Source organism: Gracilimonas sediminicola, from assembly GCF_024320785.1.
In the GTDB taxonomy this organism is placed as follows: Bacteria; Bacteroidota; Rhodothermia; order Balneolales; family Balneolaceae; genus Gracilimonas; species Gracilimonas sediminicola.
The window spans coordinates 1,249,305-1,272,953 of the sequence record NZ_JANDBC010000001.1; the positions used below are offsets into that span (position 1 = coordinate 1,249,305).

At 44.2% G+C, this 23,649-nt stretch carries 26 protein-coding genes and 1 tRNA gene; 17 read left to right on the forward strand and 10 right to left on the reverse strand.

What is annotated here, in order from left to right; all coding sequences use genetic code 11:
- Positions 1-149: 149 nt before the first annotated feature.
- From NM125_RS05605 to NM125_RS05620, 4 genes are all read right to left on the reverse strand, one after another.
- Positions 150-500, reverse strand: a complete 351-nt coding sequence (locus NM125_RS05605) for a hypothetical protein (RefSeq protein WP_255133652.1) — start codon at positions 498-500, stop codon at positions 150-152.
- A 226-nt stretch (positions 501-726) separates the two neighbouring features.
- Complete coding sequence (locus NM125_RS05610; protein WP_255133654.1) at positions 727-1,236, reverse strand: SixA phosphatase family protein; 510 nt, start codon at positions 1,234-1,236, stop codon at positions 727-729.
- Entirely contained in the window at positions 1,233-2,156 is a 924-nt protein-coding gene (locus NM125_RS05615; RefSeq protein WP_255133655.1) for a YihY/virulence factor BrkB family protein, read from the reverse strand. The genes NM125_RS05610 and NM125_RS05615 overlap by 4 nt, the downstream gene beginning before the upstream one ends.
- A 7-nt stretch (positions 2,157-2,163) precedes the next feature.
- Positions 2,164-3,462 (reverse strand): MATE family efflux transporter, encoded by a 1,299-nt coding sequence (locus NM125_RS05620; protein ID WP_255133657.1) that lies wholly within the window; start codon positions 3,460-3,462, stop codon positions 2,164-2,166.
- 174 nt (positions 3,463-3,636) lie between these two features.
- Between NM125_RS05620 and NM125_RS05625 the strand changes: the two genes are divergently transcribed.
- The 7 genes from NM125_RS05625 (at position 3,637) to NM125_RS16040 (ending at position 8,257) form a co-directional block, all read left to right on the forward strand.
- A complete protein-coding gene (locus NM125_RS05625) occupies positions 3,637-4,110 on the forward strand; it encodes a hypothetical protein (protein ID WP_255133659.1) in 474 nt (157 codons plus the stop codon).
- A complete protein-coding gene (locus NM125_RS05630; RefSeq protein WP_255133661.1) occupies positions 4,110-4,970 on the forward strand; it encodes a hypothetical protein in 861 nt (286 codons plus the stop codon). Before NM125_RS05625 ends, NM125_RS05630 begins: the two co-directional genes overlap by 1 nt.
- Before the next feature lie 218 nt (positions 4,971-5,188).
- A complete protein-coding gene (gene rsmD / locus NM125_RS05635; protein WP_255133663.1) occupies positions 5,189-5,743 on the forward strand; it encodes a 16S rRNA (guanine(966)-N(2))-methyltransferase RsmD in 555 nt (184 codons plus the stop codon).
- Between the two features lie 9 nt (positions 5,744-5,752).
- Entirely contained in the window at positions 5,753-6,250 is a 498-nt protein-coding gene (gene coaD / locus NM125_RS05640) for a pantetheine-phosphate adenylyltransferase (RefSeq protein ID WP_255133665.1), read from the forward strand.
- Between the two features lie 220 nt (positions 6,251-6,470).
- Positions 6,471-7,664 (forward strand): pyridoxal phosphate-dependent aminotransferase, encoded by a 1,194-nt coding sequence (locus tag NM125_RS05645; protein WP_255133667.1) that lies wholly within the window; start codon positions 6,471-6,473, stop codon positions 7,662-7,664.
- 67 nt (positions 7,665-7,731) lie between these two features.
- Positions 7,732-7,965 (forward strand): hypothetical protein, encoded by a 234-nt coding sequence (locus NM125_RS05650; RefSeq protein WP_255133669.1) that lies wholly within the window; start codon positions 7,732-7,734, stop codon positions 7,963-7,965.
- The gene (locus tag NM125_RS16040; RefSeq protein ID WP_432419282.1) at positions 7,955-8,257 is read left to right on the forward strand and encodes a type II toxin-antitoxin system RelE/ParE family toxin; all 303 of its coding nucleotides are present in this window, start codon (positions 7,955-7,957) and stop codon (positions 8,255-8,257) included. The genes NM125_RS05650 and NM125_RS16040 overlap by 11 nt, the downstream gene beginning before the upstream one ends.
- 47 nt (positions 8,258-8,304) lie before the next feature.
- Here NM125_RS16040 and NM125_RS05655 read toward each other — a convergent pair whose 3' ends face one another.
- Positions 8,305-9,834: a SulP family inorganic anion transporter gene (locus tag NM125_RS05655; protein WP_255133671.1), complete on the reverse strand. Its 1,530-nt coding sequence runs from the start codon at positions 9,832-9,834 to the stop codon at positions 8,305-8,307.
- A 453-nt stretch (positions 9,835-10,287) separates the two neighbouring features.
- On the opposite strand from NM125_RS05655, the gene NM125_RS05660 reads away from it, so the two are divergent.
- The 4 genes from NM125_RS05660 (at position 10,288) to polX (ending at position 13,581) form a co-directional block, all read left to right on the forward strand.
- Positions 10,288-10,581, forward strand: coding sequence for an FmdB family zinc ribbon protein (locus NM125_RS05660; RefSeq protein ID WP_255133673.1), 294 nt, complete (start codon positions 10,288-10,290; stop codon positions 10,579-10,581).
- 82 nt (positions 10,582-10,663) lie between these two features.
- Positions 10,664-11,236 carry a GbsR/MarR family transcriptional regulator gene (locus tag NM125_RS05665; protein WP_255133675.1) on the forward strand — a complete coding sequence of 191 codons (573 nt, stop codon included), beginning with the start codon at positions 10,664-10,666 and terminating at the stop codon, positions 11,234-11,236.
- Entirely contained in the window at positions 11,229-11,594 is a 366-nt protein-coding gene (locus NM125_RS05670) for a YraN family protein (protein ID WP_255133677.1), read from the forward strand. The genes NM125_RS05665 and NM125_RS05670 overlap by 8 nt, the downstream gene beginning before the upstream one ends.
- A gap of 226 nt (positions 11,595-11,820) precedes the next feature.
- Positions 11,821-13,581, forward strand: coding sequence for a DNA polymerase/3'-5' exonuclease PolX (gene polX, locus NM125_RS05675; protein WP_255133679.1), 1,761 nt, complete (start codon positions 11,821-11,823; stop codon positions 13,579-13,581).
- 41 nt (positions 13,582-13,622) lie between these two features.
- On the opposite strand, the gene NM125_RS05680 is transcribed toward polX, so the two are convergent.
- Complete coding sequence (locus NM125_RS05680; RefSeq protein WP_255133681.1) at positions 13,623-14,006, reverse strand: type II toxin-antitoxin system VapC family toxin; 384 nt, start codon at positions 14,004-14,006, stop codon at positions 13,623-13,625.
- Positions 14,003-14,257 carry an AbrB/MazE/SpoVT family DNA-binding domain-containing protein gene (locus NM125_RS05685; RefSeq protein WP_255133683.1) on the reverse strand — a complete coding sequence of 85 codons (255 nt, stop codon included), beginning with the start codon at positions 14,255-14,257 and terminating at the stop codon, positions 14,003-14,005. Before NM125_RS05685 ends, NM125_RS05680 begins: the two co-directional genes overlap by 4 nt.
- Before the next feature lie 131 nt (positions 14,258-14,388).
- Between NM125_RS05685 and NM125_RS05690 the strand changes: the two genes are divergently transcribed.
- Complete coding sequence (locus NM125_RS05690; RefSeq protein WP_255133685.1) at positions 14,389-14,988, forward strand: flavin reductase family protein; 600 nt, start codon at positions 14,389-14,391, stop codon at positions 14,986-14,988.
- Here the strand turns inward: NM125_RS05690 and NM125_RS05695 are convergent.
- Positions 14,985-15,749, reverse strand: coding sequence for a toxin-antitoxin system YwqK family antitoxin (locus NM125_RS05695; RefSeq protein WP_255133687.1), 765 nt, complete (start codon positions 15,747-15,749; stop codon positions 14,985-14,987). The genes NM125_RS05690 and NM125_RS05695 overlap by 4 nt on opposite strands.
- A gap of 3 nt (positions 15,750-15,752) precedes the next feature.
- A complete protein-coding gene (locus tag NM125_RS05700) occupies positions 15,753-16,838 on the reverse strand; it encodes an AI-2E family transporter (protein WP_255133689.1) in 1,086 nt (361 codons plus the stop codon).
- A gap of 191 nt (positions 16,839-17,029) precedes the next feature.
- Here NM125_RS05700 and NM125_RS05705 point away from each other — a divergent pair, with 191 nt between their 5' ends.
- The 5 genes from NM125_RS05705 (at position 17,030) to NM125_RS05725 (ending at position 22,680) form a co-directional block, all read left to right on the forward strand.
- Positions 17,030-19,201, forward strand: a complete 2,172-nt coding sequence (locus tag NM125_RS05705; RefSeq protein WP_255133691.1) for a CHASE2 domain-containing protein — start codon at positions 17,030-17,032, stop codon at positions 19,199-19,201.
- A complete protein-coding gene (locus NM125_RS05710; protein WP_255133693.1) occupies positions 19,198-20,502 on the forward strand; it encodes a M48 family metallopeptidase in 1,305 nt (434 codons plus the stop codon). Before NM125_RS05705 ends, NM125_RS05710 begins: the two co-directional genes overlap by 4 nt.
- A 124-nt stretch (positions 20,503-20,626) precedes the next feature.
- Positions 20,627-22,141: a M24 family metallopeptidase gene (locus tag NM125_RS05715; RefSeq protein ID WP_255133695.1), complete on the forward strand. Its 1,515-nt coding sequence runs from the start codon at positions 20,627-20,629 to the stop codon at positions 22,139-22,141.
- Between the two features lie 22 nt (positions 22,142-22,163).
- Complete coding sequence (gene mce / locus NM125_RS05720; protein ID WP_255133697.1) at positions 22,164-22,562, forward strand: methylmalonyl-CoA epimerase; 399 nt, start codon at positions 22,164-22,166, stop codon at positions 22,560-22,562.
- Between the two features lie 44 nt (positions 22,563-22,606).
- Positions 22,607-22,680 (forward strand) — tRNA-Pro (locus NM125_RS05725).
- A 71-nt stretch (positions 22,681-22,751) separates the two neighbouring features.
- Here NM125_RS05725 and NM125_RS05730 read toward each other — a convergent pair.
- Positions 22,752-23,483, reverse strand: a complete 732-nt coding sequence (locus tag NM125_RS05730; RefSeq protein WP_255133699.1) for a hypothetical protein — start codon at positions 23,481-23,483, stop codon at positions 22,752-22,754.
- Positions 23,484-23,649 lie beyond the last annotated feature (166 nt).

A 23,649-nucleotide genomic window follows, 5' to 3' on the forward strand; every position in this document is an offset into this window, starting at 1 on the left:
ATTAAAACAAAACTGAGCGGCTACGGTTCCAAAATGTAAGTGAATAGTAAAAAGGATTTACAATCAGCTTCATCGAGAGTATTTATCACAAAAAAATCCCGCACACTGTTAAGCATGCGGGATTCAATTTGTTTAAATGAAGAATGCTGTTATTCTTCTATGCCATACACTTCTTTCAGTATTCCTTTGGCGTTGGCATCTTTGCCCTGCATCACACGGTGCTGCAGGTTGGTAATGATTTCCTGTTCCGCCTTTTCGTAAGCTAATTCTTTAGCTTCATTCTCGGTTCCGGTTCGTACCAGTTCATAAATATCGTCGGCACGAACTACACTATAAATATCATCATCGTTAAAAGCGTGAGAGCGATATTCTTCATACTCCTTGAACACCCGGGGAAAATCTTCACTGGTTTCGGCGCGGGTTATGATCTCAACATGTTCAGGACCTTCGGCGCTTAACGGGGTTTTGCAAAGGTAAAAGTAATTTTGTTTGTATTGCATCTGCTGTAGATGTGAGGGTTGAATTTATTTACTTGGCTAATATAACAATTCGTCAGAAAAGTGTGGACTGGTTTTGGGGATAGGTTTTAGTTTTTAGGTTTTAGGGTTGTTCGTGTTGATTCAAATAACTTAGGCTGAAAGCAGTCGCTGTGTTATATAAGGCTTAATTGTCTGCCCTATTCGCTTATCCTAAAACCTAACACCTAAAACCTTGCCTCTAACACCTCTATAACTTTTTAACCACCTTGGGTATCATCATCCATTTTATCTGACAGGTGCCGGGAGCAATGGTTTCCCAGGAATCAGCAAAACTTTCTAAACACACTATGGCTGCTGTTGGCATGCGAACCGCCGTTTTATCCTGACCGCCTGCCAAAACTCCGGTTGTGCTTTCCATTAAAGGATTATGCCCCACCAGCATAATTCGCTCAAACTCATCCGAAGCCGATTGTATAGCCCCGAGATAATCCCGCACCGAACCAAAGTAAAGATCGTCATTCCACGTGATCTGTTGTTCATCAAGGTTGGCTGCCTCCATACTCAGCTGCGTGGTTTCTTTTGCGCGTTGAGCCGGCGACGAAATCACCAAAGCAGGTTTATACTTAATTTTCTTCAGGTACTTGCCCATTCTGGGAGCGTCATTCAGTCCCCGTTTAGCAAGTGGCCGGTCAAAGTCTTTCAAATCCGGGTTTTCCCAGCTCGACTTAGCATGTCTCATTAATAAAATCTGCTTCATAATTTGTCGGACTTCTTCTTTGTTCCCGGCAATTCCACCATCTTTATTTTTCGGGCAAACCGGCCGGCTTTGATTTCCCCTTCGCCATATTCGGCGAGGGCTTTCACTAACTCAATCCCAAAAAAGATAATAATACTGGAATAGTACACCCACAACATGAAAATAATGATGGAAGAGGAGGCCCCGGAGAGCTGATTCAGAGAGCTGTTTCCGATAATCATCCCCACCCCGAATTTTCCAATCGCCAAAAGCAGCGTAGTGATCAGGCTTCCTATCAATAAGGGTCGCCATCGTACTTTGGCATCCGGCAAGGTGTAAAACATAACCAACACCGCAAAAAAGACCATGAAAAGCGTAAGAAGGTTGCTTCCGAGCCCAATCAAATAGAGCTGAGCCGTCTCAAAACTGGAAAGCAGGAATTCAAAGAACCATACCAGGGTTGAGTCGAGAATCAATGAAAAGATCATAGCTATTCCCAAAAGCAAAATCATACCAAAAGCTATGACCCGGTCGATCAATACTTTTGAAAACCCGATTTCCGGCTTGGCTACCACATTTAAAATCCGGTTAAAAGAATCTTTGAACTGAATGAATACCGTTGTGGCAGAAATGATGAGAAAAGCGATACTGAGAAATAAGTACAGAATATTCCGGGAATCTGTTTGTATGGTTTCAACCAAAAGCATGACTGCCTCGGAGCTTGCCTGGCCGACGTTTTCTTCAAGAAAGTTCGTCAGCTCTCGCATTACGCTGGCATCACCAATAAAAAAACCTGCAATGTAAACGGCTATCATTACAATGGGAGCAAGAGAAAAAAGTGTATAAAAGGAAACCGCTGCACTGTATTGAAAACAGTTGTCTTCTATAAATGAATTAATCGCTCTAAGTACGATTTTGGATGTTCTCTTGAATAGGTTCATCACTTGATTACGTTTTGCCAAATATTCGGGACGGTGCATAGATAGACAGCACCACACCGCGCGCTACCATAAATGCCGTCATCGCCATCCATAACGCATGAATGCCTGCAAACGGTTCACTTATAAAATATACCGGGATAAATACCAGTACCGTAGCTACAAGCATGGAATTGCGCATAGCACCGGTTGCCGTCGCTCCTATGTAAACGCCATCCCAAATAAAACAAACGCTGTTTACCACCGGAGCTACAATCAGCCAGATGACAACACCCATAGCCACTTTAATTACATTCTCTTTATCTGTAAAAAGAGATATGATTTCAGCATCAAAGAACGCGTAAGTGATGGTTCCGAGCAGGCCCAGGCCCAATCCCCAAAGCATGTTGGCCGTTACCGCTTTCTTTAGCTTGTCGTCATCTTTTGCTCCCTTAAACCGACCAACCAAACTCTCAGCTGCGTAAGCAAAACCGTCGGTTCCGTATGAACTGATGTACCACATTTGCAGCAGAATCGTATTTGCGGCCAGCACCACATCACCCATTGCTGCCGACTTTGCCGTAAAAAAAGCATAGGAAAAAATGAGGCATAAGGTCCGGATTACTATATCCCGGTTCACCGAAAAGAATTTCTTTAGCTCTTCCGCTTCAATAAGTTCATCCCATTTAATATTGAGTTTAACACCGCCATATCTCCTTTTATATAGAAAGAAAGCCAGCCCGAGCGCCAGAAAGCTCGCAACCAAACTACCCGTAGCCACTCCGTCCACTGTCATATTGAACCGGAACACAAAAATCAGGTTCAGCACAATATTTACAAGGTTTAAGAAAATGGTGACGATCATCGGGTAGGTTGAGTTCTGCATCCCCAGGAACCAACCGTTCAACCCAAACAAAGCCAGGGTGGCCGGTGCAGCAAAAATGCGGATGTGATAGTACAGGCGGGTATATTCCTCCACTTCGGGAGAGGCATTCACCAGGTACAGCGAAACTTCGATCAGTGGGTACTGGATGAGAAGGATTAACAAACTGCTGGCGGCAGCAACCAATAAAACCCGAAACAAGATAATGCGGGTTTTTCGCTCTTCCTGAGCACCATATGCTTGCGCAACCATGCCGGTTGTTCCCATCCGTAAAAAGCCGAATCCCCAAAAAATAAAATCAAATATGATACTCCCTACCGCTATGGCCCCCAGGTAATAAACGTGCTCCAAGCGCCCTACAACTGCCGTATCAATGGCCCCAAGCAGGGGTACCGACAGATTACTGATGATGTTTGGAATGGCAAGACGGAGTATTTTCCGGTTCAAATAAACGGTGCTTTAGAGATTAATAACAGCAGCCTGAAAATAAGGGCTGAAAAAGAATTATGAATTCATATTTTTCAATCGGCTATAAAGTTGCATATCTATGGGTGTGCGTGTATTTTCTTTTTCCGAAATTTCTTGGGATAAACTTAATTAATTAACTCATTTGCTTTTCACATGGACATTGAATCGCGTAATAAAATTTTGACAATTGTATTCGGAGTAATCATCCTTGGTCTTACGTACTATTTGTATGATTCTCTGGTAACCCCCTATCAAGAGGTGAAAGAGCGAGAGGCTTTGGAAGAGAAAGTCCGGCAGCGCCTTCTTGATACCAAAGATGCACTCATCCAGTATCAAACCCGAAACGAGACCTTCCCTCCAACCGATGGTGGACTCGACAGCCTTGTGAAATTCCTCAAAACCGATTCATTAATGATCGCAATGGGTGATTCCTTGTTTGGCACTACTTTCGAGATTTATAACCCCGATTCCCTGGTGTATTCTCCACGTTCTCCATTCCCAAAATGGGAATACACACTGAACGATACGCTCAGACCACAGATTTATCTGCTTGAAGATCCGGGATCTGATGATGCCGTTGGTAGTCTCGAACGTACGACGATGCGTAATGCTCCAAACTGGAATTAATGGATGACGCTTCTGCAAATTTAGGTGTTTGTTTTTTTTCGGATCGGCTGTTCTACTCGATCAATGATCCGGAAAACGACAAGCACCTTTTTCGTATAGGCTCCTTTGACTTTAACTTCAACGTGATTGACGCCATCACCCGTCAGCACGAAGATCATTTCCCTCACATTCTTTCCACCTTCGAGCGGTTTCGCACCAATCACAACATAAAGTCGGTGCGTGCCCTCACCCACCCCGCTCACGAATGTTGGACCGTATTCCCAAAAGTTGTTTATGACAATGCCGACGAGCGCGAAGATCACCTTGCTATTTTAATGAAAGGGGTAGAACGCGAACACATTGAACCCACCTGGCATACTGTTCATAATAATGAGTACAAGTTTCTATCGATTCGTCGGCGCAATTTAATGTCCGGCTTTGATGAACTCACCACCCAGGTTGCCACTACCGACTTCAGCAGTGATTTCGAAATGGCCCAGAAGTGGTCCGCCTTTGCAAAACCGGGCGGTTCTTTTTTAATGATTGGGTGCCATGAGAACATTATTTCCATCACCTCTTTTTTACTCGGGAAATTCAGAGCTGCTACTTACATCTCTTTCGATCAACCCGAAGACCTGCCTTACCACTGGCTGCAACACGCCAAGAACTCCAGTTGGATGCGCGGTATTCATGAAACCATCTATCTTTTTGGACACAACTGTCACGAAATAGAGCAGGCTCTCCAAGGTTTTTGGGATGATTCAGCCGAGATCACTAAACTCAATTCCCTGGAAACCATCGGGGTGAAAGCAGAAGAAAAAACCTATGGCTTTGACCTCGCCGCTGCTTTCCCTGCCATTCTATTAAGCCTCGATTTTTAAATATCTGACCCGTATCTATTAGCGCAAAGAAGTCGCAGAGTACGCTAAGAGTATGTAACTTTGCGAGCTCTGCGCATCCATAGCGTTGTTTGCGTGAAAAATTACATGTTTGTGATTTCTGATTAAACCCTGACACGTTCGGGAGAATTGCGAGATTATGAATATCTTTATGGATGGTTTTCGATTCCTAATTTCTAATGTAAAACTCCAAACATCCCATGCGGATAATTACCGGAAAACTGAAAGGCCGACATTTCAACATTCCGAAAGGACTGGATGTCCGCCCTACCACCGATCGCACCAAAGAAAGCATCTTCAACCTGATTGAAGCTCGTGTTTTTATGGAAGGAACCCAGATTCTGGATCTCTTTGCCGGCTCGGGTAACCTTGGCTTTGAAGCTATTTCCCGTGGCGCACGGCATGTAACTTCTGTTGAACTGGATGCCCAGAACGTGAAGCAAATTGAAAAGACGGCGGCCGAGTTTGGCATTGATGACCAAATGCGGATTGTGTGTTCCGATGCTCAACGCTTTCTGAATGGCATGGCTATTCCCTATCACTTTATTTTTTGTGATCCGCCTTATGACTATCCCTTTATGGATGAACTTATCGACCAGGTTTTTGAAGAAAATTGGTTAACGGATGAAGGCTGGCTTATCCTGGAGCACGACAAATACAAGGATTTCACCGATCACCCCAAGTGCACTTTTTCAAAGGCCTATGGCCGAACCATCGTTAGCATCTTTCAAAAGCATCCGGTAGATTCGGAATAAATTCACCCTATGAAAACAATCGCTTTATATCCCGGGTCGTTTGATCCCATCACCAATGGCCACCTCGACATTCTGGAACGTGCAACCAACCTGTTTGATCATGTGATCGTAACCGTTGCCGTTAACAAAGAAAAGAAAGCCGTTTTTTCAGGGGATGAACGGGTCAATCTCATTAAGGCGTGTATAGCCAATAAAGTGTGGGCAAAAAAGGTAGAGGTAAATCAGTTTACGGGATTGCTGGTTGATCATGCCCAAAAAATGAATGCAGATACACTGGTTCGCGGTGTTCGTCAGATTTCTGATTTCGAATACGAATTCCGGATGGCCCTCACCAACAAGCGCCTCGCTCCCAATGTGGATACCGTTTTCCTGATGCCGGATGAAGAATTCACGTTCATCTCCGCTTCTATTGTAAAGGAAGTAGCATACTGGGGCGGCGACCTTAGCTCTTTTGTCCCCGAAAATGTAGCCATGGCTCTTAAAGAAAAGTTTAAGGATAAGGGATAGAAACTGTTTTAAACTTGTCCAAAGTTACTAAGGCCCCATTTTATTGATGGCGCACCACCTGAACTAACTTGCCCAAAGTTACTAAGGCCCCGTTTTATGACAGGCGCACCATTTTAACTTTGGACAAGTTTATTAGAACCGAAAAATAATCTACTTTTCTTTCTTTCAGCCTTTATATTTTTATCGTTCTGAAACTCACTCCTACACCATTCTCTAAATTATGATTTCAAATCGCGCACAAAATTTACAGCCATCTGCAACGCTAAAAGTTACCGGTCGGGCCAAGGAGCTGAAGCGACAGGGGAAATCTATCGTCTCATTGAGCGCCGGTGAACCGGATTTCAAAACGCCCAAACATATTTGCGATGCAGCGATCAAAGCTATTGAAGATGGCTTCCATGGATACACCATGAACCCGGGAACTCCGGAATTACGCGAGGCTATTTGTGCGAAACTGAAACGCGATAACAACCTGGATTACGACCCTTCCCAAATTATCTGCTCGAACGGGGCTAAGCAGTCGGTTGGATTCAGCCTGCTCGCGTTGGTCAATCCCGGGGATGAGGTGATCATTCCCGCCCCTTACTGGGTTTCATATCCTGAGATGACCCGATTGGCAGAAGGAGAATCAGTAACGGTCCGCACTTCCTTCGAGAATAATTTCAAGCTAACACCGCAACAGCTTGAAGATGCCATCACCGAAAAGACCAAAGCTTTAATTCTGTGTTCCCCATCCAACCCAACCGGTGCCCATTACACTGCCAATGAGCTTGAAGAGCTGGCTGAGGTACTCCGCAAACACCCTCAGGTGTATGTAATTTCTGATGAGATTTATGAGTACATCGTTTTTGAAGGAGACCATGTCAGCATTCTGAACGTAGCGCCGGACCTTAAAGACCGCGTATTGCTGATCAACGGTTTTTCTAAAGGATTCGCGATGACCGGCTGGAGGCTGGGCTATCTTGCTGCTTCCAATGAAATTGTGAGTGCAGTTTCGAAAATTCAAAGTCAGGAAACGTCTGCTCCTTCTTCCATCTCCCAAAAAGCTGGAGAAGCAGCCTACAAAGGCAGTCTCGATGAAGTTGAAACCATGCGGGAGCAATTCAAAAAACGTCGTGACTATCTCGTTGATAAACTGAATTCTTTTGATGGTGTCAGCTGCTTCACTCCCGGCGGTGCATTTTACGTATTTCCGGACATCTCACATTACATCGGCTCCCAAAAACCGGATGGTTCAGACATTGAATCTTCCACCGATCTGTGCCTCTACCTGCTTGATGAGTTTGGCCTCGCCCTCGTTCCCGGTGATGCCTTCGGTGAGCCGAATGGCGTCCGGCTTAGCTACGCAGCCTCGATGGATGATTTGGAAGAAGCCATGAAACGTTTTGAGAAGGGATTAAAGAGTTTAAACTAACCAAAAAGTCTTATTTTGATGTAATTCTTGGTTTTATCATATTTAGATATAAATTCATATAATTATTATGGCAACACAAGAGAAAGACAAGAAACTTGAAATCATAAACTTCGTTTCCGAAACAAACGATTCAGGTTTGATCAATGCTATTCATGAATTTTTGCAGGACTTTACTAGACATGGCGACTTCTGGGAGGATCTATCAGATAATGAAAAAACAAAAATTGAAGAAGGTTTAGAAGACATACGTGAAGGTCGCATCACTCCTCATGAGGAAGTGAAAGAAAAATATGGACTATGATTTTGAAATCTTATGGTCTGAAAAGGCATTAAATGATCTTGACAGAATTTTAGAATATCTCGAGACACAATGGACATTGACGGAAGTTCAAAATTTCAAGAAAATCCTTTTCCAAAGAATTGGCTTGATTGGTAAATACCCTAAATTATTTCGCCCCTCAAAAATCAAACCTTATCTTCGTAGATCAGTCCTCTCCAAGCAAACCTCTATTTATTATCAAGTTGATAAGCATAAACCTCGAATCACAATTGTCCGGCTCTTTGATAATCGGATGGATATAAGAAAACTATAATATCAGTTCTCCAAGAACCGCAGGATACTTGGACGTTCTTTGAATCCTTATATCTTATCAATCGCCAGCTTGTAGGTGGGGTCTTCCATCACATTCACGTCAATGATGGCATCCGCATCCTGAAGGAGTTTTCGACAGTCTTTGCTCAGGTGTTTCAGGTGAACGGTCTTCCCAACTTTGTTATACCGTTCGGTGATTTTATTCAATGCCTCAATAGCTGACATATCTACCACCCGGCTTTCCTCAAAATCGATGATCACTTCGTCCGGGTCGTTCAGCACATCAAACTTTGAATTGAAAACGGTTACGGAACCAAAGAAAAGCGGGCCGTAAATTTCGTAATGCTTAATGCCGTCTTCGTCGATATGCTTGCGGGCACGAATTCGCTTGGCATTATCCCAGGCAAAAACGAGAGCGGCGATAATCACCCCAACAATAACGGCCAGCGCCAGGTTATGCAGAACTGCTGTTACTAACGTCACCGTTACCATCACAAATATATCGGAAGCCGGCATCCGGTTGAAGGTCCGGAAACTTGCCCATTCAAAAGTACCGATAGCAACCATAATCATCAGTCCGGTGAGAGCTGCCATAGGCATCAACTCAATTACCGGCGCTCCAAACATGATAAAAACAAGCAGCATCAGCGATGCAACAATACCCGAGATTCGGGTTCGGGCTCCGGAAGACACGTTAATCAAGCTCTGGCCGATCATAGCGCAACCGCCCATTCCTGAAAATAAACCGGACAAAATATTTGCAGATCCCTGGGCAATGGCTTCCTGATTTCCGCTTCCGCGGGTTTCGGTGATTTCATCAATAATGTTCAGTGTTAGTAAACTTTCAATTAAGCCAACCCCAGCAATAATAGCTGAATAAGGCAGAATCACCATAAAGGCCTCCCAGGTAAATGGAATTTCAGGAATATGAAACGGAGGAAATCCGCCCGAAATGGATGCAATATCGCCCACGGTCCGGGTTTCGATTCCGAGAACTACCACCACTCCGAAAACCGTTAAAATGGCAACAAGAGATGCAGGCACCGCTTTGGTTAATTTCGGCAACCCCCAGATAATGAGCATGGTTAAAGCAACCAGACCTAATAACACATACATGCTTTGTCCGGTCATCCATTCCCCTGAAGGTGTTTTAAATTGAGCCAGCTGCGACATGAAAATGATAACCGCCAGTCCGTTTACAAACCCAAAGATGACGGGGTGTGGGACAAGTCGCATCAGTTTACCGAGCTTCAATGCTCCGGCAGCTATCTGAATGATCCCTGCCAAAATCACGGCTCCGAATATGTATTCCACTCCATGTGATTGAGCCAGGGCAACCAATACCACGGCAATAGCTCCGGTTGCTCCGGAAATCATTCCCGGCCGGCCACCAATAATGGAGGTTACCAATCCCATCATAAAGGCAGCGTACAAGCCCGTTAAAGGAGAAAGGCCGGCAATCATCGCGAATGCCACTGCTTCGGGAATCAGTGCCATAGACACGGTGATACCCGCTAAAATTTCAGTCTTATAGTCTATTTTATCGTTGAGACCGAACAGGTCTAAATACTTCTTCATCTATTTTTTTGGAATACTAAATGGGTTAACTAAATCGATTTTATTGTAGATGTCCAGGCGAAAAGAAAGGCGTAATGGGAAAGGAAAATGCCGGACTGATTCTTTATTTGAAGCAAGTTAAACTACGGACTTTAACTCTCCGAGAGTACCACTTTCTAAACTTTTCGTGTTATGAAATCATGAACTTAGTTGTATCTGTTCAATTTGAATATGGAAGCGGTTTTCTGAAGAGATAGCCCTGTTCTTTAAAAGCCTTGATTCGATTCATCTTCAAATTGAGACATTATTTCCGAAGTTTCACGACTGTTTTCCAACTCGCCAACTGTCTTTTTTCCTGTCTTTTGTGCGAGCCCGCCCCTAAGCGTCTATCAAAATTACCGGCCGGGTTTTATTGGCACAGAATTTGATAGAAATTGGTTCGTATATTCGACCCGAATTTAAATCAACAGAACAATGCCTACATACGAGTACAAAAGAGAAGACGGAACTACTTTTGAAATCATCCAAAAGATGAGTGAACCTGCTTTGGAAAACTGCCCTACAACCGGACAAAAAGTGAAGCGCATTATTTCCGGTGGCGGAGGCGTGGTTTACAAAGGTGATGGCTGGTATGTAACCGATTACAAGAACGGAGGTAAGAAATCAACCTCAACTCCTCCCGCCGAAAGTTCAGATAAAGATAATGGGGCTCCGGAAACCAAAGCTGAAGCACCGAAGGCTAAAGCCGACAAAGAAACCAAATCGTAAGTCGTTAATGGTTCATCGTTATTCGTATATTCTGTTTTACACAAATAACGATGAACCCATAACCATTGGATAGCATCATCCCATGGAGCACAGCAAAGCATATCAGGAAGCGTTAGACCAATTTGTCCTACTCTGGGGTGAAATGGCATCGGCATGGGGCATCAATAAAACCATGTCTCAGATTCACGCATTGCTGTATGCGGAATCTCATCCGCTGGATACTGACTCCATCATGGATACGCTCGATATCAGCCGCGGAAATGCCAACATGAATCTCCGTCGGTTGCTGGATTGGGAGCTCATCCATAAAAAGAGCTTTCCCGGGGATCGCAAAGATTATTACTCCGCCGAAACCGATGTCTGGAAAATTGTTTCCACCATTATCCGGGAGCGGCAACAACGCGAAATAGCGCCTATCCGTGAAAACCTGGAAAAGTGTATTGAAACACTGGAGTCAGGCGGACTTAATGATGAGGAAAGCAAAGAGTTCAAAGTCCGCATTGAGAACTACATGGAGTTCCTTGAGATGTTTGAGCGTTTTACCGGAGCCCTTCTCCCCTATATCAACAAAAAGAATTTAAAATTCCTGAAGCAGCTCGTTAAACTTGTAGAAGTAAAAGAATCGCTGACCGGAAAAAAGGACACTGATGACTAAGAAGTCGCACCGAGAAATTGGAAACGATGGGGAAGATCTCGCCTGTGCTTACCTTGAATCCAAAGGATGGAGAATTTTAGAGCGGAACTATTTTTTTGAACACTCTGAAGTGGATATCGTGGCGTATGATGACACCGCTATCGTATTCGTTGAAGTTAAGTACCGTACTAATACAAAATTCGGTCAGCCTTTTGAGCACGTAACCGAAGAGAAAGTTCAGCATATCTTCAAAGCTGCCGAGGCCTGGATGTACGAACGAAAAATGGAGGGGTCTCCGATGCGATTTGATATCGTCGGGATTGTGCAGAAAAAGAATGAGGCTCCGGAATTCAATCATATTGAGGATGCGTTTAGGTAGAGAGGTTTTAGGTGTTAGGGGCAAGGTGTTAGGTGTTAGTCATTCAGAGCAAAGCGATGAATCTTTGCCCTGAATTGCTTACCAAACATATTCTGGCATAGATCATTCGGAAGTATCCTCAGGATGACCCACTAAAACCTAACACCTTGCGACTAACACCTAATCTTTGAATGCAAATCCATTAGTTACTATCATCCGATAAATTAAATTTTAGCCCATACTTTTTATGCCCTACACCAATCAGGATATCGCCGCCAAACTCCGTGAAGTTTCCCAACTTATGCAGCTCGCGGGTGAGAACCGATTCAAAGTTATAGCCTTTGATAAAGCCGCCCAGACGATTGAGGGACTTGGGGATGACATCAACGAGTACATCAAAGAAAAAAACCTGACGGATATAAAAGGGATTGGTAAATCCATTGCTGAAGACATTTATGCGCTGGAAGAAACCGGTGAAATGCCCGTGCTGGAAGCGTTCAAAGAAAAAGTACCGGAAGGTTTGATCGATTGGCTGGGTATTTCTGGACTCGGCCCCAAGAACGCTTATAAAATCCATAAAGAACTGGGTATCAGTACTATTGATGAGCTGAAGGAAAAGATTGAAGACGGCTCTGTGGCATCGCTTTCAGGATTGGGGCAGAAATCGGCGGAGAAAATAAAGAAATCCATTGAATGGATGGAGAAGTTTGATGAACGCTGCCGTCTGGATCAAGCCCAAGAAATCGCCAGTACCATTTTTGACAGCCTGAAAGATCAGGAAGGGGTTCAGCAGATTGAAGTTGCCGGCTCCTACCGTCGCGGACTGGAAACCATTGGCGACATCGACATATTGATTGCCGCTGACGAAAAACACATTAACCCGTTGTTCGATGTTTTCACCAATCACGAACGCGTGACGGAAGTACTTGGTAAAGGAGACACCAAGAGCTCGGTTAGAACCAAAGAAGGCCGCCAGGTGGATTTACGCATCGTAAAGCCTGAGGAATTCCCGGCCGCCCTTATGTATTTCACCGGAAGTAAAGAACACAATGTGGTTTTAAGGCAGCGTGCCCGCGATCGTGGAATGAGCCTAAATGAATATGGATTGTTTAAGCTGAACGACAACGGTGACACCAACTTTGATGCTCCGGTTGAATTTTCGAGTGAGTCGGATATTTACGAGAAACTGGATATGCACTTTGTGCCGCCTGAGCTTCGCGAAGACCGTGGTGAGTTCGACATCTACGAAGAACAGCAGGATTTTGACCTCGTTTCTGATGAAGATATTCGGGGTGTTATTCATGCTCACAGCACCTGGAGTGATGGAAAGTACTCCATCAAAGAAATGGCCGAAGCCTGTATGGAACGGGGATATGAATATCTTGGGCTTACCGATCATTCCAAAACGGCGGCTTATGCAGGCGGACTTTCAGTAGATGAAATTAAACAGCAGTGGGAAGAAATTGATCAGCTGAACGAGGAATTCAGCGATGCCGGCAAAAGTTTTGTGATTTTTAAAGGCATTGAATCCGATATTCTGGCCGATGGTTCTTTAGATTATGAGGATGATATTCTGGAAGGTTTTGATTTCGTCATCGCCAGTGTGCACCAATCACTGGAAATGTCCCGGGATAAAATGATGGAACGGATGCGGAATGCTATCAAAAATCCATATACCAGAATTCTGGGTCACCCAACAGGCCGGCTGCTCCTGAAAAGAAACGGCAGCGATTTAGACCTTAACGAACTGGTTGCCCTGGCAGCCGAACATAATACAGCGATTGAAATCAATGCCAATCCGCGCCGGCTCGACCTTGACTGGAGATTTGGCAACAAAGCTATGGAAGTCGGGCTCATGACTTCCATCAACCCTGATGCTCACTCCACCGATGGCATTGACGATATTCCATACGGTGTGCGTATTGCCCGAAAAGGAAAGTATGGGAAAGGCCGTGTACTGAATGCGAAAAGTGCGGAAGAGGTAAGGTCCTTTTTTGAGGCAAGATAAATCGTAAGGGTAATTCATGAATTACCCTTACGATTTACTGTTTATGCTAATAATTTCATCTCTTTGAGTTTGGAAGCTTTTTTATCGAAAGTCAGGGTTTTGTGCCCATTATGTTTGTTAATTTGTTGTATCAAACAATCGTTGAATCCTGCGGAAGAGTCTATATAATCTGCAATCGCTGCCTGGAGTACTGAGACATCAAAAAACTCAAATCCTTCTGTGTTCATCAGCTGATCAATTGCCTTTATAAATTTGTTTTTAGGGTAGTCATATACATTTGTAAGCACCCAATAAAGCTCTGTAAGTACCGCTTCGTTTATATACAACCTTCCTCCGCTTAAAAGAAATGCCCTTACTTTTTGAGCTTGATCAGCAATATCTGCGGTCAGATAGCGAACCACTATATTTGTATCAGCGCCAATCATCGGGCTTTATATTTTTTCTTAAAATACTCTGTTAATTTTTCGTCCATCTCTTCAACTGTATAGGACTTTTGATTCTCCCGATGCAACATGCCATATGTATCGTCAATGGAGTATTTCTTTTTAGAAACATTTAAGTTCCCTTGTTTATCAACCTCAAAATTGACTTTATCACCGGGCTTTAATCCCAGTTCGTCCCGGATTTTTTTGGGGATGGTTACCTGACCTTTGGATGTGATGGTTGCTGTAGGCATAATTCTTACTTTTTGTACGATATGTAAGGAATTTGTTTATTTCAAGAACCAACTGCAACTACCTTTATTATGCAAGCTTTCCAAAAATAGCTACCTTCGAACACCGATTTTTTAACTCAAAATCTACTTCCGTGATTATAGAAAAGCCTCAGTTTTCTGAACATCAGATTGCCAAACTTGTAAAGGCATCGGTGGTGCCCCGGCCTATTGCATGGATTTCATCGGTTGGCAAAAGCGGGATTCCAAATTTAGCTCCTTACAGTTATTTCAATGTGATTTCCCATAACCCTATCATGTTTATCACCTCCATAGGCCGGGGAGCGAATGTGGGGAAAGATGGCGACAAAGATACCCTGGCGAACATCAAGGACAGCGGTGATTATGTCATCAACCTGGTTTCGGCCCGGCTGGTTAATCACATGCACAAAAGCAGCACCATTTATCCTAAAGAAATCAGTGAGTTTGAGAAGACAGGCCTCACCCCAATAAAAAGCATTCTCGTTACTGCTCCGAGAGTTGAAGAAGCCGTTATCAGTATGGAATGCAGGTTAGACCGTGTGATGGAGCTGGGTGATTTCAATCAGGTGATCGGGGAACTGGTTTGCTATCACATTCAGGATGATGTGTATATGGAAAATGACAAGGTAGATTACGCCAAGTACGATCCGATCGGAAGAATGGCGGCTAATTATACCTATGTGAGAGATCTCTTCTTTCCCGAAGAAATTTAGTCGTAGCTCTCCCTCTTAATCTCATTCCCCAAACTGTCATATTCAATCCAAACCCCGGATTGCTCCCCATCCTTGTACTGTCCGGTTACCTGAACCTGGCCATTGGGGTGCCATCTCCTGACTTGTCCGCTGCGCGGACCCACTTCGGAATAAGGAAATTTAAAGCGCGGCTGGCCGTCGGCATAATACTGAACAAATGAGGTATCGGTACGAACCGTATAGCTTGTCAGCTCCCCGGATTTGTTGTAATAGCTGGTCATGGTGTCGGTTCGAATTTGAGTGATTTTCTGCGTGGCCGGGTCTATAAAATATAACTCATCGGCATTCCAGCTTATAGCCAACCGACCCAGTTTATCCCAAATGCTCCCGGTGTTTTTCCGATAATCGGCATCCATTCCCAACCTTCGGCTGGCGTACCAATACCGCAGCCGAAACATTTCCCCGTTTTCAAATTCACCCTGCAGGTTATAGTCCCTGCTGTCAAAGGTTCTGATATATCCTCTGTATGGCTCTTTCGCCCGGGTATTAAACAGAATAAGGGTGGTATCTCTGATGTCATACATCCGCACCCCATTTACCTGGGTAGAGACTATGTATTGATTGGGAGGAACCGGCAGCCCGGTTGAATCCCGGAATTCCAGATGATCATACCCATCCAGAAAATAATGCTCTTCCTTAACCTCTTGATCCGAACAAGCGCCGACAATAAGCAAGCATATAAGTGCAGCGAAAAACGATATTACCGGGCTTTGTGCTTTCAAGGTCTAATCTTCATAGTTAACAGAATTACCCAATAAGTATCCATAGGGTTTCATTTCCGGTATTTGATCAAAAATCACTTTCAGAATACCGATTAACGGTACGAACAAAATCATCCCGGAGATTCCCCATAACTCGCCGCCAATAATCAAGGCAATCATAGCTACAAACGGATTGATAGATACTTTAGAGCCGACAATACGGGGAGTGATAAAGTTACCTTCAAGAAATTGCACGGTTCCAAAAACAGCAACCACCAACACCGGGGTGATCAGCGAATCGGTAAGCAGCAGGGCAAATAACAACGGTGGCAATGCTCCGATAATAATCCCGATGTAAGGAATGATGGCTAACAGGGAGGCAAAAACTCCAAAGAACAGTGCATGCTCCAGCCCGATGATAAAAAGTCCGGTTGTATTTAGAATGGCTAAAATCCCAATCACCGAGAGCATGCCAACCAGGTAGTTTTGAGTTACATTCTGCACCCGCCCTAATAAATTGTCCACATTGGAATAATCGCCTTTTCTGGACACAAACAGCTTCTGAAAAAAGGTTTGATACATCTCCTGGTAGTACAGCATGAAGAAAATGAAGATGGGCATGAGCGTCATCACTGTAAATATATTAGTGGTAGCACTTACGATGGAACTTACATAATTCCCGCTCTGATCGATGAGGTTGTTTATGCCCTGCTGCAAGTATTCACTTTGTTCTTCCTGGGAAATCCCGGCTGTTTCTTCCAGGTATTGAATGGCATTATTGGAAACGGTCTTCAGCTTTTCGGTTACTTCCGGTATGCGCTCAGCAAACTGCACAAACTGAGCCGATATCAGCGATAAAATGCCTCCAAGAACAACCAATACCACCAACAACGTAAGAATGATGCTGAACGCCCTGCCCAGTTTCCAGCGCTCAAAAAGTTTTACTATAGGACTCAAAAGCATCGCGAAAAATGCCGAAAAAGCAAGCGGCATCAGGATAAACTTGCCATAGCTCATTATCAGAAACAGTAAGTACAGGCCAATTAATGTAACGGTAGTCTTAAACCAGAATGGATATTTTTCTGTAGATTTTATTCGATGATGTGGCATAAAAAACTATATTGTTCAGGGTTCATCGGTGCTGCAAAGGCAATGATAATTAAAGCATTTCTAAGATGTCGTATAAATAGTGTCGACATCAGCAGCAGCCAATGATATTAAACGATAAGCTATAAAGTGCACAACAACACTGAAATTCTTATTATAGAAATCTGTTGTTCGCCTTGTAATTCGGGTACAAAATGAAAAAAGGAAGAAAACTTAGTAAAGTAGCTCTCGTGAGCTTGGTGTACGCCGCCGTAATCTGCTCACTTTTTATTCTGCAATATGCGGGCTTTTTCAACCCTATTGAGGACTCCCTGCTCGATCAAAAATTCCGTTCTTTCGAGCGGGATGTTCCCAAAGACCGGGTTTCACTGGCTATGATTGACCAAAAAAGCCTGGATACCTTCGCTAAAGAACATGGCATCTACTGGCCCTGGCCCCGTGAAGTGTATGGAACCGTCCACAATTATCTGATGGCCAAACAAGCACGGCTGGTTGTTTATGATGTGCTTTTCGATCAACCCGACTTTGACCGAAACGGCCTTTCCGGTGCGCGGAGTGACCTGTACCTGGAGCAAATGTTTGGCACTTATCAAAACTCTGTCCTGTCTGCACAAACCATTGAAAGTGAAGATGGATATAACCGATCAGACTTGTCCCGCTTTACCTACCCGCTTGCTTTGGAAGACAGTTCGGAGCTCTATTCCGTACATAATGTTCCGATCCCGCGGTTTCTGAATACCGCCCATAAAATTGGATCTGTTGCCATCCCAACTGAAAATGAGTCCATCATTCGCAGGGTGCCTATGTTTTTTAATATTTCCGGGGACCGTGCTCTTCCCTCTCTGGGAGTGGCCGCTTATCTCGGGTATCAACGAGGACAGGTTTCGGTTGAAAGAACCGGCCGTTCGCTTTTACTTGACTCGCTAAAGGTTCCGCTTCAACCCGATGGTAAGTATCTGATTAACTGGTACAAGAAAGGAGGAAGTGAAGACGGTACATTCCGAAACTATTCTTTTTACGGATTGTTTAAAGCCGGGCTCGAATTTCGGCAGACCGGCGACCCCAAAGCTGATTCTTTAATAGAGCTAAAAGACAAAATTGTATTTGTCGGTGCCAATGCTGCCGGATTATCCGATATCAAGTCAACCCCCATGAGCCCGATTGAACCTTTTCCGGGTGTAGAAATTCATGCCGCTGTTACCAACAACCTTCTGGAAAGTGACTTCATAACCACGGTTTCTCCTTTTACCAAAAACATCCTCATTCTCATTTTCACAGCCGTCCTTCTGATCCTGATTTTCTGGACGCCTTCAAAAGTGAACATTTCTTTTTCTGCTGTATTGATGGGAGCAATCATTATTGCCGGATTAATTCTCTTCAGTGTGTACCGGGTTTGGTTTCCTACAGCTGAAATATTCCTTTCCTCGTTGTTGATGATTATCGTAGGATACACAACCAAATATGTAAGTGAGGATGCCCAGAAGCGTGCCATTCGCAGTGCCTTTGACCTTTACCTTCAAAAAGAACTTGTTGAACAAATAATTGAGCAGCCTGAACTGCTTAAATTAGGCGGGGAGAAAAAAGAACTTACTGTTTTATTCAGCGATTTAGCTGGATTCACTTCGATTTCTGAAGATACCCCTCCCGAAGAGCTGGTTACCTTCCTGAATGAGTATTTAAGTGAAATGACCGATATCGTTTTTAGAAACAAAGGCACGCTGGATAAATATATTGGCGATGCCATCATGGCTTTTTGGGGAGCTCCGGTTCCGGAAGAAGATCACGCTTACTACGCCTGTAAATGTGCCCTGGAGATGGAAGAAAAACTGGCCGAATTACAGGCAAAATGGACGGGTGAAGGGTTACCTGCTCCCCATGTGCGCTATGGTTTAAATTCCGGGCCTATGGTTGTGGGAAATATGGGCTCCAAAGACCGGTTCAGCTATACGGTTTTAGGTGATAATGTGAACCTTGGCGCCCGCCTCGAACCTGCCAACAAGGATTTTGGCACCCGGATTTTAATTTCACAATCAACCCGAGAACAGGTAAAAGACCGCCTTTTGACGCGTGAAGTCGCCCTAATGAAGGCAAAGGGTAAAACAAAACCCATCCGGATTTTTGAACTTATTTGCGAAAAAGGTACAGAAGAGTCCTCAAAATGGGAATCGTTTGTAGAGCTTTTCCATGGTGCGTTAAATCATTATTATAATCGTGAATGGGAAGCGGCAGAAGTTAAGTTCGAAAAAGCACTGGAGCTTAAAGACGGGGACATGCTCTGCCGAATTTATTCAAAAAATATCGAGGTATTTAAAAAGAATCCGCCCGGCGACAACTGGGAGGGTAGCTATCAACAAACAAATAAATGATGAAAAAACTACTTTCTTCTTTTGGGGTGCTATTGTTTTGCACAGTTATGTTCGGCCAATCTGCTTTGGCCCAGGTAAAATACACGAACCAAACGGCAGATATGCGTAAAGGCCCTGCGGCCTATCATGAGTTTTTACTGCGCCTGTACATCAACAATAAAGTTGAGTTGGATTCCACACAGGGATACTGGGATCGTATCTGGTTCAAAGAAACGTTGGGATGGGTGCCAAGCTACACGCTTTCTGATTCTAAGATTAGTGAGGACAAACTTCAATCTGACTCCCTCCAAAGCCGGATGAACCTGATGTTCTCCCAAATTGACGGTGACGATGCAGATGTAGAAGAGGAACTGGTGGCTTCACCTACCCAGGTATCGGCCGCCGTAAAGGGCTTTGCCGAAAAATGGCGCCGTGCACGGGATATCGAATACACCGTTGATTTCGAGAAATTTCAGATCGAGCCTGCTTCTCCTACTGAGTTCCAGAACTTTATTGGGGTCAGAGAGCGGAAAATGAATCCCCAGCAAGAACGAAGACTCTTGTACCCGGATGCTATTTTTGTTCCTTATACCGACCCTGCCATCGACCAGGTGGGCTATGCGGTTGCCAGTGCGGTAGCTCAACGTGGGCTGGTAAGCAACTACCAACTGCAACGGTACCTGGATTTACTTTCCGGACTGATTGTAGAGAACAGCCACAAGCCGGAACTCGACTTCAAAGTTTTCATTCTTGATTCGGAAGCTGTTCAGGGATATTCGCTGCCCGGCAACTATATTTTTGTTTCCAAAGGAGCCCTTAAGCAGATGCGTTCTGAAGCCGAATTGGTTCACTTCCTGGCTCATGAAATCGCTCACCTTGTATTCAGCCATGGTATGGTTGAGTACAAAGAGCAAGAGCCGCGGGTTAAGCGCGAGAGCCTGCTGGACGAAATGCGCCGAAAATTGGCTGAAGAAGGAGCGGAAAACCAAGCCACAGAAGAAGAGCGGGAAAATGAGCAACGCATCACTGACTGGACCGATGGTTTTTATGATGCTGCCAACAGCGAACGACTGGAGTCCTATGAATTTGATGCTGATTACTGGGGTATCATTTATACCTACCTTTCCGGTTATAATCCCAATGAGGCTATCAAATACCTGAACCGAATTCAGATTTCAGAAACCGAAGCCATTACGGAGTGGAGCGGTCTTTCACTGGAACGAAGAATTGAAGCCATTAACGAGCAAATTGATGACCTCAACCTCGGAAGTGGTAATACCAGCAGTGAATTGTTTCAGCGCCTGATGAATTCACTGGACTAAAATAGAATACATATTTGTACCATCTTCTTTACGGGGTAGATAAAAAGTTTATAACGTCATTGTTTCTTACTTTTTATTTACCCTTTTTTTGTTTGAGTGAAACTTTAACCTCAGTCCTGCAACCATGCCACGTACTCTTCGATTAGCTGTTAACATCAACAGCCTGTTTCTGTTCGCTATTTTCTTCGTTTTTTCTGCTTCTTTACAGGCTCAATCTTCAAGCTGGAATGAATCAACCTTAAAAGAAGACCGGGCTTTGTTTTCTGAACACTTCACCCCGGCTGAATTTGCAGAACGGCGAGACAAGGTTTACGAGGCCATCGGAGAAGAGAGCATTGCTATTTTACAGGGTGCCCCAAGCCCGGAAGGATATCTTGATTTCAGACAAAACAACGAGTTCTACTATTTATCCGGCATAGAATCACCCGATGCCTACCTAATCCTGAACGGGCAAACCCGGGAGGCCACCGTTTATTTGTATAGTCGTAAAGAGCGCCGGGAGTATGGGGAAGGCAAAATACTTTCTTTCGAAGATGCCGAATTAGTAACAGAACTTTCCGGTATTGAGAATGTGGGATCGTACTCAGATTTAATTAACGACCTGAAATCCCTGAATCAAACTGCAGAAATTACCACCGCATATACACCTCACAGTCCTTACGAGGAAGTGGCCATGACACGTAGTATGGCCAACCGCCACATTGAGGACATGAAAGCCAATCCTTTGGATACACGCTTGCCCCGCCATCAAAACTTCATTCAGGAAATACGGGAAGCAGTTCCGGATTTAGAAGTTGAAGATTTAGATCCCGTTATCGACGAACTTCGGAAAATAAAGAGCGAGAAAGAGCTTGAACTTATCCGCCGCTCCACCCGCTTGCAGGCAGAAGTTATTAAGGAATCGATGAAATCGACCGAACCGGGTGTAAAGCCCTATGAACTGGAGGCCGTCTCAAAATACATTTACTGGAAGCATAATATTCAGGATGATGCCTATTACCCGCTTATCCATGTTGGCCCCGATGCGTACATGAACCACTATCACAACAGCAAGCGAACAGCAAAAGCCGGGGATATGATATTGATGGATTACGGAGCTTATGACCGGTACTACTCCAGCGACCTTGGTCGGATGTGGCCCGTTAATGGCACGTTCAATCCCGTACAAAGGGAGTTGTACTCATTTTATCTGAAGTTTTACGAGGCTATTCTCTATCATATTAAACTCGGGCTTACTCCACAACAAGTGATGCAAAACGCCCTCAAAGAAATAGACGTCATTTTAGAAGAACACAAATTCTCCAAGCCACTCTACCGAAATGCTGCCGAGCAGTTTGTAGCCGGCTATCATGAAAGAGCCAAAGACCCGGACATGCGATTGGGGCACGGAGTGGGGATGTCCGTTCATGATGTTGGGGGTTATGCCGTTCCCATTGAGCCGGGAATGGTATTTGTGATTGAACCTCAGTTTCGGGTACCGGAAGAACGAATTTACATTCGCCTGGAAGACATGATTATTGCTACTGAAGATGGAGTCGAGATTTACAGCGACTTTCTCCCGCGCGATATTGAAAGCATCGAAAAGCTTGTCCGGGAAGATGGGCTGCTTCAGAAAAACCCTATTTCAATCGATAATTAATCTAACGTTAAACTCTTTATTCATGCATATTGATCACATTGGCATTGCCGTAAAAGACATAAAGAAAGCCACGGAAACCTATTCAAAGATTTTAAACGCCTCCCCCACTAAATCCGAGACCGTAGAAAGTGAAAAGGTGGAAACGGTTTTCTTCCAGACTGGCGAATCGAAAGTGGAACTGCTGGGCCCAACCGGCGATGATTCTGTAATTGCCAAATATGTGGAAAAGAAAGGCGAAGGTATTCATCACGTGGCCTTTGAAGTGGATGACATCCATGCCGAACTAGATCGTCTTCGCAAAGAAGGGTTCACCATTCTGAATAAACAACCCAAAGACGGAGCCGATAACAAGCTGGTTGCCTTCGTTCATCCGAAAGATAATCACGGGGTTTTGGTGGAATTGTGCCAGAGTAAGAAATGATTGAGTTTTGCCTGATTTGATGCGTATCTTTAGCGCTCATTGATCGGGGCGTGGCTCAGCTAGGTAGAGCGCTCGGCTGGGGGTCGAGAGGTCGCAAGTTCAAATCTTGTCGCCCCGACATGACTAAAGGGATGTTAGCTTTATGTTGACATCCCTTTTTTGTTTACCGAAATCTCTGAATATACCAGTTTACTCAACACTCAAACTATATACCCGGCCGCTTTCAAGGGTAGTTTGAGACAGGTTGATGGTTAGTGGCTTTTTCCCGGGCATGGAAATCCGAAGCTCCTGAACTTCGGGTAGTACATAGACCAGGTAATAGTTTTCCCCTTCCTGAACCTTTAACAATTTATCGGGGTCTGATACAGAAATTTCCAGGTTTTCCCATTCTGAATAAATCTTTAACCCGGCAGCCAAAATCCCTTCCGCATTTTTATTTTCTCTCCGATTGGCTACCAGTTCGTTTTTAAGATATTCGAGTTCCTTCACAATGCTCAACTCATCAGAAGTATTCTTCTTCAGCTGTTCTGTTACCTCAATTTCCCACACTTTACCGCTCTCTAATTCTATGCCCGCCTGGCTCAGTAAAATATCCAGCGGATCGAGTCCTTCTTTAATGATGGTTACTTTGTCTTCCTGAGGTGAAAGGAGAACCAAAACCGAATTTTCGTATCCCATTATACTGAGCACTCCTAAAGTCGACTGTATGGTCAAGTCCATCTGGGAAGCTTTAACTAATAGCCCCGCCGCCAGCTTTCCGTTTACATCGTAGTTCACGTCCCGGTCAGCAATGATCTGGTTGGATGAAAGTACCGGTTCACCCCGAATTACCAACTCTTTCTCATCTGTATTCTGGGCCAATATAGAGTGGCTTATACAGAACAGAACCCCGGCTATCATAATTTTCTTCAGCAAATTCATGTACCCTTCCCGCTAATTATTTAGATCGTTATGATCACAATCACGAGAAATAAATTTCTAAAATCAATACGTGTTTTCACCTATCTGAACGGGCATTGTATTCCTAAGAATCGTTATAGTATATTGACTCTTCTTATTTATATTGAAGTGCTTCTTTTTGGGGTTT